This is a genomic window from Rhizobium sp. WSM409 (assembly GCF_057653825.1).
In genome coordinates, this window is sequence record NZ_JBYGKP010000005.1 from 219,213 (window position 1) to 233,205 (window position 13,993).

Sequence of the window (13,993 nt, forward strand, 5' to 3'; positions counted from 1 at the left end):
TCGTCACGAATGGGGTCGTCAAGCATGGGCTGCTCCCGGGGTTCGGCATTGCGGCCCACCCTATCACTTCTTATAGCTGGCACTGAATGCGGTTTAAGGTAAAAATTTAGCCGTGCCCAAATATTGAGCAAGCGAAATCTTCTGCCGGAGCGATCAATGTGGCGTGAAATACGGCCGGACGAGCGATTCGAGATCGATGTCGATGGCTATCGCGTCGTTGCCTATAGTTTCGGGACCGGCAGCGAGACGGTTTTCTGCCTGAACGGCGGGCCGGGTCTGCCCTGCGATTACCTGCGCGAGGCGCATTCCTGTCTCATCGACAAGGGCTATCGCGTCGTCGCCTTCGACCAACTCGGCACCGGCGCTTCCGACCGGCCGGACGATCTCTCGCTCTGGACGATCGGCCGTTATGTCGAAGAGACGGAGACGGTGCGCAAGGCGCTGGGGCTCGGCAAGGTCCACATGCTCGGCCATTCCTGGGGCGGCTGGCTGGCGATCGAATACGCGCTGACCTATCCCGAAAACCTCAAGACGCTGATCCTCGAAGATACCGTCGCCGATATGCCGCATCTGATCTCGGAACTGGAACGGCTGCGCGCGGCACTCGGTCCCGAAACTGTCTCGATGATGCAGAAGCACGAGGCGCAAGGCACCTACAATCATCCGGAATATCTCGCCGCCGTCACCATCCTCAACTACCGCCATGTCTGCCGTCTGCCGGAATGGCCGGCGCCGGTGCGCCGCTCGCTCGACGATTGGAACATGGCGCCCTATGAGACGATGCAGGGGCCGAACGAGTTTCTCTATATCGGCAACCTCAAGGACTGGAACCGTATACCCGACCTGCCGCGGCTGACGCTGCCGGTGCTCATCACGACGGGAGAACATGACGAGCTGACGCCGGCCTGTGCGCTGAGGATGAAGCTTGCGCTGCCGAATGCCGAGCTTAAGGTATTTGCCAATGCCAGCCACATGCCGTTCTATGAGAACCCGCAGGATTATTATCCGGCGCTTCTCGATTTTCTCGCCCGGCACGAGGCAGGCTGATGCAACAGGAAGCGGACCGAACCAGACGAAGACAAAGGGGCGATTGCCGTCATGCATCGCTATAAATTCGTTCTGACGCGACCGCTGCAGTTCCTGCCCGTCATCTTCGGCATCAGCGTTATCACTTTCATTCTGGTCCGGTTGATCCCCGGTGATCCGGCGCGCAACATCCTCGGCACGCGCGCGACGCCGGCAGCCCTTGCCAGTATCCGCGCCCAGTACGGCCTCGACCAGCCGATGTGGCTGCAATATGTCTATTTCCTCAAGAACCTCGCCAATGGCGAGATGGGCAAGTCGATCCTCTACAAGATCGACGTGCTGAAGCTGATCGTCACCCGCATCGAGCCGACGCTTGCGCTCGTCGTCTCCAGCGTCGTGCTTTCGGTCCTGATCGCGGTACCGATGTCGGCGATCGCCGCACGCAATGCCGGCCGGGCGCCGGATCATGCGGTGCGCATCGTCTCGACCTTCGGCATCGGTTTTCCGCCCTTCTGGCTGGGGCTGATGCTGATCATCCTGTTTAGCGTCGAACTCGGCGTGCTGCCGGTTTCGGGCTATGGTGCGACGATCGGCGAAAAGCTGTCGCATCTCGTGCTGCCGAGCCTGACGGTCGCGCTGTCGCTCTCGACCGTGCTGACGCGCAGCCTGCGGGCGGCGATGATCGAGCAACTGAAATCGGATGTCGCGACGGCGGCGCGCGCCCGCGGCATGCCGGAGGGGATCGTCTTCTGGCGGCATGTGCTGCCGAATTCACTGGTGCCGACGATCAATCTGCTTGCTGTCAACATCGGCTGGCTGATCGGCGGCACGGTGGTGGTCGAGAGCGTCTTTGCGCTGCCCGGCATGGGACAGCTGCTGGTCAGGGCGATCTTCTCACGCGACTACATGGTGGTTCAAGGCGTCGCCATGGTCTTTGCCTGCGCCACCGTACTCATCAACTTCATTGCCGACATCGTCACTGTCGCCGTCGATCCGAGGGTGAAGCTATGAGCATCGAGGCGATCGCCCCCGCCTCCCCCGGCTGGCGCCGGTTCTTCGGCCGGCGGCCGATGCTTGTGCTCAGTGCCGGCCTGCTGCTGTTCTTCGTGCTGCTGGCGATCGGCGCGCCTATCGTCGCGCCCTACGACCCGATCATGCAGAATGCCGAGGTGCGCCTGCAGGCGCCTTCGCTGTTGCATCCCTTCGGTACCGACAATTTCGGCCGCGATATCCTTTCCCGCGTCATCTGGGGCGCGCGCCTCGACCTGCAGATGGCGCTGATCGGCGTCATCTTCCCCTTCGTAATCGGCACGACGGTCGGCACGATCGCCGGCTTCTTCGGCGGGATCGTCGATGCGCTGTTCATGCGCCTCGTCGATATCATCCTCGCCTTTCCCTTCCTGGTGCTGATGCTGTCGATCATCGCGATCCTCGGACCGGGCCTCGGCAGCTTCTACATCGCCATGGCGCTGGTCGGCTGGGTTTCCTATGCACGGCTGATCCGGGCGCAGATGCTGGTGCTGAAAGGCAGCGACTATGCCGTTGCCGCGGTCAGCCTCGGCTTCAGTCGCCCGCGCATCATGTTCCGCCATCTTTTGCCGAACGCGATCGCCGGCTCGATCGTCTTTTCGATGTCCGATGCGACGCTGGTGCTGCTCAGCGGCGCCGCCGTCAGCTATCTCGGCCTCGGCGTCCAGCCACCGATCGCCGAATGGGGCGTCATGGTCGCGGAAGGACAGAGCTTCATCACCACGGCATGGTGGATCACTTTGTTTCCCGGCCTCTCCATCGTCTGCCTCGCCTTCGGTTTCAGCATGCTGGGCGACGCGCTCGGCGAACTGCTGGGGGTGCATGAATGAGCGGCTCCGTGCTGTCCGTCCGTGATCTCACCGTCAGGGCACATGTCGATTCCGGCCCGCGCACGCTGCTCGATGCGGTGTCGCTCGATCTCGGCAAGGGTGAGATCCTCGGTCTCGTCGGCGAGAGCGGCTCGGGCAAGAGCCTGTTCTGCCGTTCCCTGGTGCGCCTGCTGCCCTCCTCGTTGCTGAAGATCGAAAGCGGTAGCGTGCTGCTCGAAGGGCGCGACCTCATGCGGATCGACGATGGCGAGATGCTGAAAGTGCGCGGTGGCGAGATCGGCATGATCTTCCAGAACCCGACCAGCCATCTCGACCCGGTGATGCGGATCGGCGATCAGATCGCTGAGGGCATCCGTTATCACCAGGGCCTCGGCGCCCGCGAGGCTCGCGCCGCGGCGACGGAAATCCTGGCGCAAGTCGGCTTCCCCGATCCGAAGCGCAAGTACGATAGCTATCCGCATGAATTTTCCGGTGGCATGCGGCAGCGGGCGATGATCGGCGTGGCGCTGTCCTGCAATCCGAAGATCCTGATCGCTGATGAGCCGACCACGGCGCTCGACGTGACTATCCAGGCGCAGATCCTGCGGCTGTTGATTGACATTCGCGACCGGCGCGGCCTGTCGATCATTCTGATCACCCACGATCTCGGTATCGTCGCCCAGACTTGCGACCGTATTGCCGTGCTGCGCGGCGGCAAGCTGCTCGAAGAAGGGCCGAAGCGGACGATCCTGGCGCGGCCGCAACATCCCTATACGATCAACCTGATCAACAGCCACCCTTCCATCCCGGGCGAGACGGTCGCGCCGCTGCTCGAGCTTGCCGCGGCCAGCCAACCGGCGAGGCGGCCATTGCTCGAAATCGATGATCTCCATGTGCGTTTCAGAGCCGGCGGCGCCCTGCTCAGGGGCGGTGCCAAGACGGTCAGCGCCGTTGCCGGCGTCAGCCTGCAGATCATGCCGGGCGAGACGGTCGGCATCGTCGGCGAATCCGGCAGCGGCAAGAGCACGCTTGCCCGCGCCGTGCTCGGCCTCACGCCGCTTTCCTCGGGCCACGTCACCTTCGACGGCGTCGATCTGGCGCTGCAGAAGAGTGCCGGCCTGGCAAAGCTCAGGCGCGAGACGGCGATGGTCTTCCAAGATCCCTATAACGCGCTCAATCCGCGGCTGACGATCGGGCAGATGCTGGCCGAGGTGCTGAAGGTGCAGGGCAAGGTCGCCAGGGCCGATATCCCTGTTCGAATCGGCGAACTGCTCGATCTCGTCGGCCTCGAACGCGAATTCGCCGGCCGCAAACCGCGCAGCATGAGCGGCGGCCAGTGCCAGCGCGCCGGCATCGCCCGTGCGCTCGCCGTCAATCCGAAGCTGATCATCGCCGACGAATGCGTGGCGGCCCTCGACGTCACCATCCAGGCGCAGATCATCGAGCTCTTCCGCGAGCTCACGGCGAAGATGAACCTGACGTTGATCTTCATCGCCCATGATCTCGCGATCGTCCGCAATCTCTGCGAACGCGTCGTCGTAATGTATCGCGGCGAGATCGTCGAGGAAGGTCGTTCCGAAGAAGTCTTCGCGTGGCCGAAGCATCCCTATACGGCGGCGCTGATCGCCGCGATTCCCGACATCGATCCTGACAAGCGGCTGCTTCAAGACGCCGACGGCAAGGACGATCCGCATTCGATGCCGATTCAATCAATCAAACGCATGCCATAACAACGAAGGGAACGAACTCATGACAAACAGGTGGAAATCAATCGGGCTTGCAGCCGTGCTCGCCGGTCTGACGCTCAGCGCAAGCTATGCCGAGGCCGCTGGTGTGCTCACCATCGGCCGCCGCGAGGATTCGACGACATTCGATCCGATCAAGACCGCGCAGAACATCGACAACTGGGTGTTCTCCAACGTCTACGACGTGCTGATCCGGGTCGACAAGACAGGCACGAAACTGGAGCCGGGCCTTGCCGAAAGCTGGACTGCCGCGGATGACGGGCTGACCTACACGTTCAAGATCCGCGACGCGAAATTTTCCGACGGTTCGCCGCTGACGGCGGAAGACGCGGCCTACAGCCTGCTGCGCATCCGCGACGACGCTGCCTCGCTCTGGAGCGATTCCTATAAGGTGATCGACACGGCGGTGGCGACCGACGCGCATACGCTGACGATCAAGCTCAAGAACCCGTCCGCGCCGTTCCTTTCGACGCTGGCGCTGCCGAATGCCTCCGTCATCTCCAAGAAGGGCATGGAATCGCTGGGCGCCGACGCCTATGGTGAAAAGCCGATCGCATCCGGCGCATTCACCGTCGAGGAATGGCGGCGCGGCGACCGCGTCATCCTGAAGAAGAACCCGAATTTCTGGCAGGCGGACCGGGTGAAGCTCGACGGTGTCGAGTGGATCTCGGTGCCTGACGACAATACCCGCATGCTGAACGTTCAGGCCGGCGAGCTGGATACGGCGATCTTCGTTCCCTTCTCTCGCGTCGAGGAGCTGAAGAAGGACCCGAACCTCAATGTCAATATCGACGCTTCGACGCGCGAGGATCATCTTCTGATCAACCATGCGCATGGCGCGCTCGGCAAGAAGGAAGTCCGCCAGGCGTTGGATCTCGCGATCGACAAGAAGGCGATCGTCGATACCGTCACCTTCGGCCAGGGCACGGTCGCCAACTCCTACATTCCGAAGGGCGCGCTCTATTATTATGCCGACAATCTGCAGCGGCCGTACGATCCCGAAAAGGCAAAGGCGTTGCTGGCGGCCGCCGGCGCCTCGGACCTGACGCTAAATTATCTGGTCCGTGCCGGCGACGAAGTCGACGAACAGACGGCCGTGCTCGTCCAGCAGCAGCTGCAGAAGGCCGGCATCACCGCCAATCTGCAGAAGGTCGACCCGAGCCAGGAATGGGACATGATCGTTGCCGGCGACTACGACGTCTCGGTCAATTACTGGACCAACGACATTCTCGATCCGGACCAGAAGACCACCTTCGTCCTCGGTCATGATTCCAACAACAACTATTCGACCAATTACAAGAACGAGGCGGTGAAGGAACTGGTTGCCAAGGCGCGTCTCGAGCTCGATCCGAAGAAGCGCGAACAGATGTATGTCGATCTGCAGAAGATGGCCAAGGACGACGTCAACTGGATCGACCTCTATTACAGCCCCTATATCAACGTCTCGCGCAAGAATATCGAGAACTTCTACCAGAACCCGCTCGGCCGCTTCTTCCTGGAAGACACGGTCAAGAACTGAGTTCGGGCAGTATGCAGATGCTCCGTCGCCGTAAAGGCGGCGGAGCATCATTTATTGCTGCGACACGTGGCTGGGGCCTGCTTGCTTACTCGGCGGCCGCAAGTTTGTCCTGCGTCCTGGTGTCGAAGTCGCTGGCGTCGTGGCGCTCGTGCAACTGGCTCGAGGGCTCGCCGGAGAGGCGGTTGACCATCCGGCCGCGTTGCACGGCCGGCCTGCTGTGGATGGCGTCGGCCCAGCGCAGCACGTTCTTATAGTCCTCGACCTGCAGAAACTCGGCTGCACCGTAGGTCCAGCCCTTCACCAGCCCGCCATACCACGGCCAGACGGCAATATCGGCGATCGTATATTGGCTGCCTGCCAGATACTCGCTTTCGGCAAGGCGACGATCCAGCACGTCGAGCTGACGCTTCACTTCCATGGCGAAGCGGTCGATCGCATATTCGATCTTCGTCGGCGCATAGGCGTAGAAATGGCCGAAGCCGCCGCCGAGATAAGGCGCGCTTCCCATCTGCCAGAACAGCCATGACAGGCATTCGGCGCGCGCGCTCGGCTCGGTCGGCAGGAAAGCGCCGAATTTTTCGGCGAGGTAGGTGAGGATCGCGCCAGACTCGAAGACGCGGATCGGTTTTGGCCCGCTGCGGTCCATCAAAGCCGGGATCTTGGAATTGGGATTGACCGCGACGAAGCCGCTTCCGAACTGATCGCCATCGCCGATCTTGATCAGCCAGGCGTCATACTCCGCACCTTCATGGCCAAGGGCCAGCAGTTCCTCGAGCAGGATGGTGACCTTTTGGCCGTTCGGCGTGCCGAGCGAATAGAGCTGCAGCGGATGCCGGCCGATCGGAAGCTCCTTGTCATGCGTCGGTCCCGCGATCGGGCGATTGATGCTGGCGAACTGGCCGCCATTCGCCTTGTTCCAGGTCCAGACCTTCGGGGGTGTATAGTCGGAAGAACCGCTCATCTTTCAAACTCCTGGCATTGGTCAGATAGGATCGCGATGCCAATGGGTTTGGTCACCGCATTTTTCCTGACATAGCAGAGGCGACAAGGTTTTGTCACAGGTGTCGGCGCGGTTTCACGCAATCGTCAGAGCCTTGGCCAGGGATCAGATTCACGCTGTGAAGACTGGGTTTTTTTATGTACCAAAAATTGGTACATTGGCTTAAAGGAGATTCAGGATGGCTAGAAATACGTCCATATCGCTCAGTGACCATTTCACCAGCTTCATTGATACGCAGGTTCAGGCTGGCCGCTATGGCTCAGCCAGCGACGTTATCCGGGCGGGCCTTCGCCTACTTGAAGAACACGAAGCCAAAGTGAAGGCATTGCAGGACGCCTTGATTGAAGGCGAAGAATCCGGCCCTGCCACGCCCTTCGATTTCGATGCGTTCAACGCTCGCAAACGGGCGGGGTTCGAGGCGAAATGACAGGCGTCATATTTTCTCCCGCCGCGCGATGATCTCGTCCAGCTGCCCCACGAGCACGCGATCGCCCTCGACGTCGCTCGCCATCCTGGAGAAGACATCCGCCATGCCGCGGAAGATGGTCGCGGCCGGATCATCTTCTCCAAGGAAATCGGCAATCTCCTGCATTTCGGCAACCCACCGATAGGCTTTCGGATACATGTCGGGTATGGATCCCGACAGCTTGCGATCGATGTCGGGAAGGCTTTCGGAGAGCTCGGCTTTCAGGCTTTCGGCCGCACCGGAACGCGATGCCGCAAGCAGCATGGCGGTGCCAAGGCCGACAAATCCCTTGTTGATGCCGGCATAACACATCTTCAGTGCCGAGGCGGCGCCGAGCGGTCCGTCGAGTCTGCGGATCCGCAGGCCGCAATCCTCGAGCAGCTTGCTTCGCTCCGCAATATCGCCGCTGATATAAATGGTCGGACCTGGTTTGCCGGGGCTCGGCGGCCCGCCGATGATCGCACCGTCAAGCACCTCGACGCGGCTGCTTTCGAAGCGTGCCGCCAAAGCCTGCATGGTTTTCGGCGCAATCGCGTTGAGGTCGATGAAGGGCGGCGGCGCCTGCATCGCCGACGATATGTCCGCGACGAGTTCGGCGACCTTGATCGCCTCCGCCGGCGGAACGATCGACAGGATCAGCTCGGCCTTCGTCAGCTCCTGGCGGCCGACCGGCACCATGCCGGCTGCCTTTGCCCGCGCAATCGTCTGCTCGCTCCTGCCTTCGAGATAGGTGAGCACCGTGGCGCCGTGGTCGATCAGCCGTTTGGCGACGGCACTTCCCATCGCGCCCGATCCGATAATCGCAAAATTCGGCATGTGAACCTCAATCAATGACGTCATCAGATTAGAACTGTTGCCGATGGCCATATCGTCAACTGCGACGATTCAGCCGAAACCCCTTCCGAAGAGCCGGCCGCTTCGTGCGCGCTGCCGTTGCGGCACTTTTTCTTGATATTCGTCAATGCCGGGACGGTCGACACCGGTATGATCGGTGCTATCATTCGCATTCGAGGATATGGATTTCAAATGTATCGGACGATCATCTGCGGCATCGGCATGGGTCCCCGCCAAACGGCCAGCCGCCTTCTGCGCCGGGCTGCTGCGCTGATGGACGAAGGCGGAAGCATCGTCGTCATGCACGTCATCGAGCATATCCCCCGCCGTCACCTGACGGAGCTTCCCGAGGAATTCGAAACGACCGCCATCGTCGACGCCGAAAAGAAACTTGTATCGCTCTGCAAGGAGCTGGGAATTCCGGCGATGACCGAGGTTCGTATCGGCGTTGCCGCCTCCCTGCTCGTCTCCGTCGCAAGGGAGAAATCGGCCGATCTTATCCTGGTTTCATCCCATGTGACCGATATCACCGACTACGTCTTCTCCTCGATCGTCGACAAGGTCGTGCGCCATGCCGGGTGCTCGGTTCTTATCGATCGGCGTCCCGATCGCGCGCAGGAAGGCTCGGCGTCCCCGGCGGAAGACGCGGCGTTGTTCTAAGCTCTGGCGAGCTTGCGCGACAGCAGGCGCATTGTCGGATTGACGTCGACCGGAGCGGCCGGCCTCCCCTCCCCGGCGGCCGCCCGGCAACCTATATCATTGCCAAGCCAACCAGCAGTATTCGCTGCCCGACCGGAGACATGTATGAGCCAGGATCCCTATGAGCTTCTGGGCGTGAAGCGGGATGCGACGCAAAAGGATATTCAAAGCGCGTTCCGCAAGCTCGCCAAGAAACTTCACCCCGACCTTAACCCCGGCGACAAAAAGGCTGAGGAACGGTTCAAGCAAATTTCAGCGGCCTACGAGATCTTGAGTGATGAGGAAAAACGCGGACGCTTTGACCGCGGGGAGATCGATATAACAGGCGCCGAGCGGGCGCAGCGCAATTATTATCGCGACTACGCGTCGAAGAGCGGGCCTGGCGATCCCTACCACAACAGCGCCGGCTTTGCCGATTTCAGCGATGCCGACGATATCTTCGCCAGCTTCTTTTCCCGTCGTTCCGGCGGCGGCCAGACCCGTGGTCGTGGCCGTGACCGGCAATTTTCCATGGAGGTCGACTTTCTCGAGGCCGTCAACGGCACCAGGACGGAGGTCAAGATGCCGAATGGTCCGGCGCTCGACGTACAGATCCCGCCAGGGACGCGCGACGGCCAGACCTTGCGGCTGCGCGGCAAGGGCGAGCCGGGCACCGGCGGTGGGCCGGTGGGCGATGCCCTGATCGAAATCCGTGTGCGCCCGCACCGCTTCTTTACGCGAGACGGCGACGATATCCGCCTGGAACTGCCGATCTCTCTCAGTGAGGCCGTGCTTGGTGGCAAGGTTCGCGTGCCGACGCCGTCGGGACCGGTCAATCTGACGCTGCCGCCTCATTCGAACACGGGCAAGGTCCTGCGTCTCAAGAGCAAAGGTGTTTCAAAACGCGGCGGCGGACACGGCGACGTCTACATCTCGCTGAAGATCGTGCTGCCCGACGCCCCGGATGAGCGGCTGACGGCCTTGATGAAGGAATGGGCGACGGCAAACTCCTACGATCCGAGAAAGAACATGGAGGCTTGATCATGGATGATCTCGAATTCCGTCTTTACTTGAAAATTGACATCGTCCAGCTCGACCTCTGGATCGAACAGGGTTGGCTGATCCCGGAGACATCAGGCGGCCAGAGGCAATTTCGCGACGCCGACGTCGCACGCGCCCGGCTGATCCTGGACCTCATGGGAAACATGGGTGTCAACGAAGCCGGCGTCGATATCGTCATGGAGCTGGTCGACGAGTTGCACGGCCTGCGGGGAACGATGGGCAAGCTGATGACCGCCATCGGCAAACAGGAGCGGGATGTTCAGCGCCGGCTGTTCGAGAGCCTCGAGGAGATCGACCGGTTTTAGCCAGAACCAGCTTCTACCTGGTGAACCAATAGCGGACGATGTGGAAGAACAGCGGTGCGGCGAAGGTGATGGAGTCCAGGCGGTCAAGCACGCCGCCATGGCCCTCGATCACATAGCCCCAGTCCTTGGCATTGAGATCGCGCTTGATGGCCGAGAGCACGAAGCCGCCGAAAAAACCCGCGACGACGATGACCGTGCTGATGGCAGCGGCCTGCAGCGGCGAAAACGGCGTCAGGCGATAAAGCAGTGTTCCGACGAGAATGGCCGAGGCGCCGCCCCCGACCAGCCCTTCGATCGTCTTCGACGGGCTGATATTCGGCGAGAAACGGTGCTTTCCGAGGAGCTTGCCCCAGACATACTGGAAGACGTCGCTGAGCTGCACGACCACGACCAGATAGACCAGAAGAAGTGCGGACGGCGTGCCGGTCTCCAGCATGAGCAGGGCGGGAGCGTGGCTGATTGAATAGACCGTCAGCATCAATCCCCATTGCACCCTGGCGCTGCGGGCGAGGAATTCGTTGACGTCACCCGTCAAGGTCGCCACCGCCGGCAGGATCAGAAAGGCATAGACCGGGATGAAGATCGCAAACAGGCCGTACCACTCCGTTCCGAGCAGCACGTAATGCAGCGGCAGCACAACGAAGAAGGACAGGAAAAGCGCCAGATGATCGCCGCGCCGCGATGGTGTCAGCGTCCAGAATTCGCGAAGCGCCATAAAGGACAGGAATGCAAACAGGATGACCGTCGCCGTGTCGCCGAGCAGGATCGCGCCGCCGAACACCGCGACCATGATCCACCAGGAGCGGATACGAGCGTTGAGGTTTTGGACGGTGGCGACGGAGCCGGGCTCGGTCGCGCGCCGCTGAAGGAAAAAACCAATGGCCGAGGCGACGGCAAGCAGGCCGAGGATGGCGGCCAGCACGATGGAGAAAAGGCTGGTCATGCGGCATGCCCCCCATCCGCGAGCTCAATGACCGCGGCGCGGGCACGAGCCAGGAATTCGGTCTTTTCCTCGCCTGGTTCGACGCGCAGCGGCTTGCCGAAGCGCGCCGTGCAGGTGATCGGGACGATCAGCATGCTTCCCTTCGGCAGGATGCGCTGCAGGTTGTCGAGATGGATCGGCACGAGATCGACATCCGGAAAACGGCAGGCGAGGCGATAGATGCCGCTGCGGAACGGGGCGATCTCATCGGTGGTGCTTCTCGTTCCCTCAGGAAAAATCAGGATCGAATGCCCCTCCTCGAGCAGACGCTCTACCGGAGCCAGCGGATCACTGTCCGGCGGAGGCTTGCGGTCTATCAGGACGGCACGCAGGCATTTCTCCGCGATGAAACGGCGAAAGGCGCTGGTTCCCCAATAATCGCGCGCCGCAACCGGATGGGTCATGCGGCGCACCTGATATGGCAGGGCGGCCATGACGGCGACGGTATCGATGTGGCTGTTGTGATTGGCGAAATAGATGCGGCGGCTGGGATCGGGCGCGCAGCCCCGCCACTCGCTTCGGGCGCCGACCAGGATACGGACGAACAGCACGAGAAGGCGACGGATGAGCGCGATCATAGTCTCTCCAGGGAACGGGCAAGCGTTATCGTGCGTGTGATGCAGGTGACAAGGCTGCCGGCCGCGATGACCGCGGATGCCAGGATCAGCGACCAGTGGCTGCCTGATGCCAGCGTCTCGACGCTCTGGGCGAGGAGGCCCGCCGTCAGCACCGCCATGCGGCGCTGCTTGGCCATGATGCCGCTGAAGTCCTGGGGAAGACCGACCGATCCTCCAAAGACCCTGATATAGGCGGTGAGTGCGGCGAGCAGCGCAGCCAGCCAGCCGAGCCAGCCAAAGCCGCAGGCATAGCCAGCCGCGACGAGAAACAGGCTGTCGGCGACCCGGTCGGGGAATTCATTATAGAGCGGCCCGCTCTTGGTTTTCTTGCCGCCTTCGATCGCGACCATTCCGTCCAGCAGATTGCAGACGAGCCGCAGTTGCACCGAGATCGCGGCGCAAACCATGGCAATCGGATGTGTTGTGAAAACAATGAGCGCCGCGCCTATGCCCGCGAATACGACCGATAAAAGCGAAATGCCGTTCGGTGTCGCGCCGCTGCGCGCCAGCCACGCGCTGAGGCCGATGGCCCAGGACGACGACCGGCTCGCGATCGGTCGCCGCGAGGCGCCTTCTTCTTCCCCCATTATCATTTTCCCCAACCCCTATCCTCCCTGCATATCCTGCCAATGTCGTCGCGCCAAGTCGTAACGCCCTGTATATTCGGCCCAGGGTCTGTCGCGCTGACCCGGAAAAGCGCTTTTTTTGGAAGAGAGCCCTGACTTCTTGAGAACTTGCCGGCGTAGCGTGCCATGCCACGTCCTTTCAACTAAGCCGTGACGCTATCCGAACTCGGAAAAAATTGGCTGATGAAGACAGGCTGCACTGGGGACTGAACAGCCTGATTTTTAAGCCTGTTTGCCGCTTGACACATTTTTGGGCGCTACTATGATTTTTGAACCAAATGGTAAAAAAGGGGAACAATCAATGACCAAAGATATCCTGATTTCACGCCGGGCAGTGATCGCGTCCGGCATTGCGCTTGGGGTCAGCGGCTTTGCCCCGCTGGCAAGGGCTGCTGCGCCGCTGAAGGTTGCCGGCATCCATGCGTCGCCGGTCGAAAACGCCTGGAACTCCTGTCTGCACAAGGCGTTGCAGGACGCCGCCAAGGAAGGCGTGATCGAATATGTCTTCTCCGAAGGCGTCTCCGGCACCGATTATCCACGCGCCATGCGCGAATATGCCGAACAGGGCAACAAGCTGATCATCGGCGAGGCCTATGCGGTGGAGAAAGAAGCCCGGCAGGTCGCGGTCGACTATCCCGATACCGCTTTCGTGCTGGGTTCGAGCGGCGAGCAGGCCGGCGACAATTTCGGCGTCTTCGGCACCTGGAACCATGACGGCGCCTATCTCGCCGGCATGCTGGCCGGCAAGATGACCAAGTCGAATGTCGTCGGTTCAGTCGGCGCCATTCCGATCCCCGAGGTCAACATGCTGATCAATGCGTTCGCGGCAGGCGTCAAGTCCGTCAATCCCGATGCCAAGCATCTCGTCTCCTTCATCGGTACCTTCTTCGATCCGCCGAAGGCCCGCGAAGCCGGCCTTGCCCAGATCGATGCCGGCGCCGACATTCTGTTCGGCGAGCGTATCGGCACCGCCGATGCCGCCAAGGAACGCGGCATCAAATCGGTCGGCTCGCTGATCGACTATACGCCACGTTATCCGGATACGGTGTTTGCCAACGCCATGTGGTACTTCCGCCCAATCCTGGACGCTGCGATCGCCGATGTCGCTGCCGGAAAGCCGGTCGGCCGGAACTACACCTCCTACGGCCTGATGAAGGAAGGCGGCAGCGATATCGTCTTCGTGAAGGGCGTGGCGCCCGCCGAGGCTGAGGCTGCGATGGAAGCCAAGCGGGCGGAGATCAAGGCCGGCAGCTTCGAAGTTCCGAAGATGATGGACGAGCCGAAGTAATTCGGCT

15 protein-coding genes are annotated in these 13,993 nt (G+C 61.5%); 10 read left to right on the top strand and 5 right to left on the bottom strand.

Annotated elements, in window-relative coordinates; genetic code table 11:
* Positions 1-156: 156 nt before the first annotated feature.
* The 5 genes from AC25BC_RS33785 to AC25BC_RS33805 are packed head-to-tail and all read left to right on the top strand — an operon-like array spanning position 157 to position 6,128.
* The gene (locus AC25BC_RS33785) at positions 157-1,047 is read left to right on the top strand and encodes a proline iminopeptidase-family hydrolase (RefSeq protein ID WP_017997160.1); all 891 of its coding nucleotides are present in this window, start codon (positions 157-159) and stop codon (positions 1,045-1,047) included.
* Positions 1,048-1,098: 51 nt separating this feature from the next.
* Positions 1,099-2,037, top strand: a complete 939-nt coding sequence (locus tag AC25BC_RS33790) for an ABC transporter permease (RefSeq protein ID WP_003549356.1) — start codon at positions 1,099-1,101, stop codon at positions 2,035-2,037.
* Positions 2,034-2,885 (top strand): ABC transporter permease, encoded by an 852-nt coding sequence (locus tag AC25BC_RS33795; protein ID WP_113545375.1) that lies wholly within the window; start codon positions 2,034-2,036, stop codon positions 2,883-2,885. Before AC25BC_RS33790 ends, AC25BC_RS33795 begins: the two co-directional genes overlap by 4 nt.
* The gene (locus AC25BC_RS33800) at positions 2,882-4,594 is read left to right on the top strand and encodes a dipeptide ABC transporter ATP-binding protein (RefSeq protein WP_128440123.1); all 1,713 of its coding nucleotides are present in this window, start codon (positions 2,882-2,884) and stop codon (positions 4,592-4,594) included. The genes AC25BC_RS33795 and AC25BC_RS33800 overlap by 4 nt, the downstream gene beginning before the upstream one ends.
* Positions 4,595-4,613: 19 nt before the next feature.
* Positions 4,614-6,128: an ABC transporter substrate-binding protein gene (locus AC25BC_RS33805; protein WP_128440124.1), complete on the top strand. Its 1,515-nt coding sequence runs from the start codon at positions 4,614-4,616 to the stop codon at positions 6,126-6,128.
* Between the two features lie 85 nt (positions 6,129-6,213).
* Here AC25BC_RS33805 and yghU read toward each other — a convergent pair whose 3' ends face one another.
* The gene (gene yghU, locus AC25BC_RS33810) at positions 6,214-7,089 is read right to left on the bottom strand and encodes a glutathione-dependent disulfide-bond oxidoreductase (RefSeq protein ID WP_029875376.1); all 876 of its coding nucleotides are present in this window, start codon (positions 7,087-7,089) and stop codon (positions 6,214-6,216) included.
* Between the two features lie 217 nt (positions 7,090-7,306).
* On the opposite strand from yghU, the gene AC25BC_RS33815 reads away from it, so the two are divergent.
* Positions 7,307-7,555 (top strand): type II toxin-antitoxin system ParD family antitoxin, encoded by a 249-nt coding sequence (locus AC25BC_RS33815; protein ID WP_113545372.1) that lies wholly within the window; start codon positions 7,307-7,309, stop codon positions 7,553-7,555.
* Between the two features lie 6 nt (positions 7,556-7,561).
* Here AC25BC_RS33815 and AC25BC_RS33820 read toward each other — a convergent pair whose 3' ends face one another.
* Entirely contained in the window at positions 7,562-8,461 is a 900-nt protein-coding gene (locus AC25BC_RS33820; RefSeq protein WP_029875375.1) for an NAD(P)-dependent oxidoreductase, read from the bottom strand.
* A gap of 159 nt (positions 8,462-8,620) precedes the next feature.
* On the opposite strand from AC25BC_RS33820, the gene AC25BC_RS33825 reads away from it, so the two are divergent.
* The 3 genes from AC25BC_RS33825 to AC25BC_RS33835 all read left to right on the top strand — a co-directional run bounded on the left by AC25BC_RS33825 (position 8,621) and on the right by AC25BC_RS33835 (position 10,473).
* Positions 8,621-9,088 carry a universal stress protein gene (locus AC25BC_RS33825; protein ID WP_113545371.1) on the top strand — a complete coding sequence of 156 codons (468 nt, stop codon included), beginning with the start codon at positions 8,621-8,623 and terminating at the stop codon, positions 9,086-9,088.
* A gap of 144 nt (positions 9,089-9,232) precedes the next feature.
* On the top strand, positions 9,233-10,147 hold the full coding sequence (locus tag AC25BC_RS33830; RefSeq protein WP_128440125.1) for a DnaJ C-terminal domain-containing protein: 915 nt from the start codon (positions 9,233-9,235) through the stop codon (positions 10,145-10,147).
* 2 nt (positions 10,148-10,149) lie between these two features.
* Complete coding sequence (locus AC25BC_RS33835) at positions 10,150-10,473, top strand: chaperone modulator CbpM (RefSeq protein WP_026160356.1); 324 nt, start codon at positions 10,150-10,152, stop codon at positions 10,471-10,473.
* Between the two features lie 13 nt (positions 10,474-10,486).
* Here the strand turns inward: AC25BC_RS33835 and AC25BC_RS33840 are convergent, their stop codons facing one another.
* From AC25BC_RS33840 to AC25BC_RS33850, 3 genes are read right to left on the bottom strand one after another with little or no spacing between them, the layout of a single operon-like run.
* Complete coding sequence (locus tag AC25BC_RS33840) at positions 10,487-11,416, bottom strand: phosphatidate cytidylyltransferase (protein ID WP_113545369.1); 930 nt, start codon at positions 11,414-11,416, stop codon at positions 10,487-10,489.
* Positions 11,413-12,033, bottom strand: a complete 621-nt coding sequence (locus AC25BC_RS33845) for a lysophospholipid acyltransferase family protein (protein ID WP_113545368.1) — start codon at positions 12,031-12,033, stop codon at positions 11,413-11,415. Before AC25BC_RS33845 ends, AC25BC_RS33840 begins: the two co-directional genes overlap by 4 nt.
* Positions 12,030-12,659 carry a CDP-alcohol phosphatidyltransferase family protein gene (locus AC25BC_RS33850; RefSeq protein ID WP_017997173.1) on the bottom strand — a complete coding sequence of 210 codons (630 nt, stop codon included), beginning with the start codon at positions 12,657-12,659 and terminating at the stop codon, positions 12,030-12,032. The genes AC25BC_RS33845 and AC25BC_RS33850 overlap by 4 nt, the downstream gene beginning before the upstream one ends.
* Positions 12,660-12,999: 340 nt before the next feature.
* On the opposite strand from AC25BC_RS33850, the gene AC25BC_RS33855 reads away from it, so the two are divergent.
* Positions 13,000-13,986: a BMP family protein gene (locus tag AC25BC_RS33855; protein WP_113545367.1), complete on the top strand. Its 987-nt coding sequence runs from the start codon at positions 13,000-13,002 to the stop codon at positions 13,984-13,986.
* Positions 13,987-13,993 lie beyond the last annotated feature (7 nt).

Excerpts from the sequence above, each read along its gene's own strand:
- AC25BC_RS33785 (WP_017997160.1), top strand. The coding sequence starts at position 157 with ATGTGGCGTGAAATACGGCCGGACGAGCGATTCGAGATCGATGTCGAT.
- AC25BC_RS33790 (WP_003549356.1), top strand. The coding sequence starts at position 1,099 with ATGCATCGCTATAAATTCGTTCTGACGCGACCGCTGCAGTTCCTGCCC.
- AC25BC_RS33795 (WP_113545375.1), top strand. The coding sequence starts at position 2,034 with ATGAGCATCGAGGCGATCGCCCCCGCCTCCCCCGGCTGGCGCCGGTTC.
- AC25BC_RS33800 (WP_128440123.1), top strand. The coding sequence starts at position 2,882 with ATGAGCGGCTCCGTGCTGTCCGTCCGTGATCTCACCGTCAGGGCACAT.
- AC25BC_RS33805 (WP_128440124.1), top strand. The coding sequence starts at position 4,614 with ATGACAAACAGGTGGAAATCAATCGGGCTTGCAGCCGTGCTCGCCGGT.
- yghU (WP_029875376.1), bottom strand. The coding sequence starts at position 7,089 with ATGAGCGGTTCTTCCGACTATACACCCCCGAAGGTCTGGACCTGGAAC.
- AC25BC_RS33815 (WP_113545372.1), top strand. The coding sequence starts at position 7,307 with ATGGCTAGAAATACGTCCATATCGCTCAGTGACCATTTCACCAGCTTC.
- AC25BC_RS33820 (WP_029875375.1), bottom strand. The coding sequence starts at position 8,461 with ATGGCCATCGGCAACAGTTCTAATCTGATGACGTCATTGATTGAGGTT.
- AC25BC_RS33825 (WP_113545371.1), top strand. The coding sequence starts at position 8,621 with ATGTATCGGACGATCATCTGCGGCATCGGCATGGGTCCCCGCCAAACG.
- AC25BC_RS33830 (WP_128440125.1), top strand. The coding sequence starts at position 9,233 with ATGAGCCAGGATCCCTATGAGCTTCTGGGCGTGAAGCGGGATGCGACG.
- AC25BC_RS33835 (WP_026160356.1), top strand. The coding sequence starts at position 10,150 with ATGGATGATCTCGAATTCCGTCTTTACTTGAAAATTGACATCGTCCAG.
- AC25BC_RS33840 (WP_113545369.1), bottom strand. The coding sequence starts at position 11,416 with ATGACCAGCCTTTTCTCCATCGTGCTGGCCGCCATCCTCGGCCTGCTT.
- AC25BC_RS33845 (WP_113545368.1), bottom strand. The coding sequence starts at position 12,033 with ATGATCGCGCTCATCCGTCGCCTTCTCGTGCTGTTCGTCCGTATCCTG.
- AC25BC_RS33850 (WP_017997173.1), bottom strand. The coding sequence starts at position 12,659 with ATGGGGGAAGAAGAAGGCGCCTCGCGGCGACCGATCGCGAGCCGGTCG.
- AC25BC_RS33855 (WP_113545367.1), top strand. The coding sequence starts at position 13,000 with ATGACCAAAGATATCCTGATTTCACGCCGGGCAGTGATCGCGTCCGGC.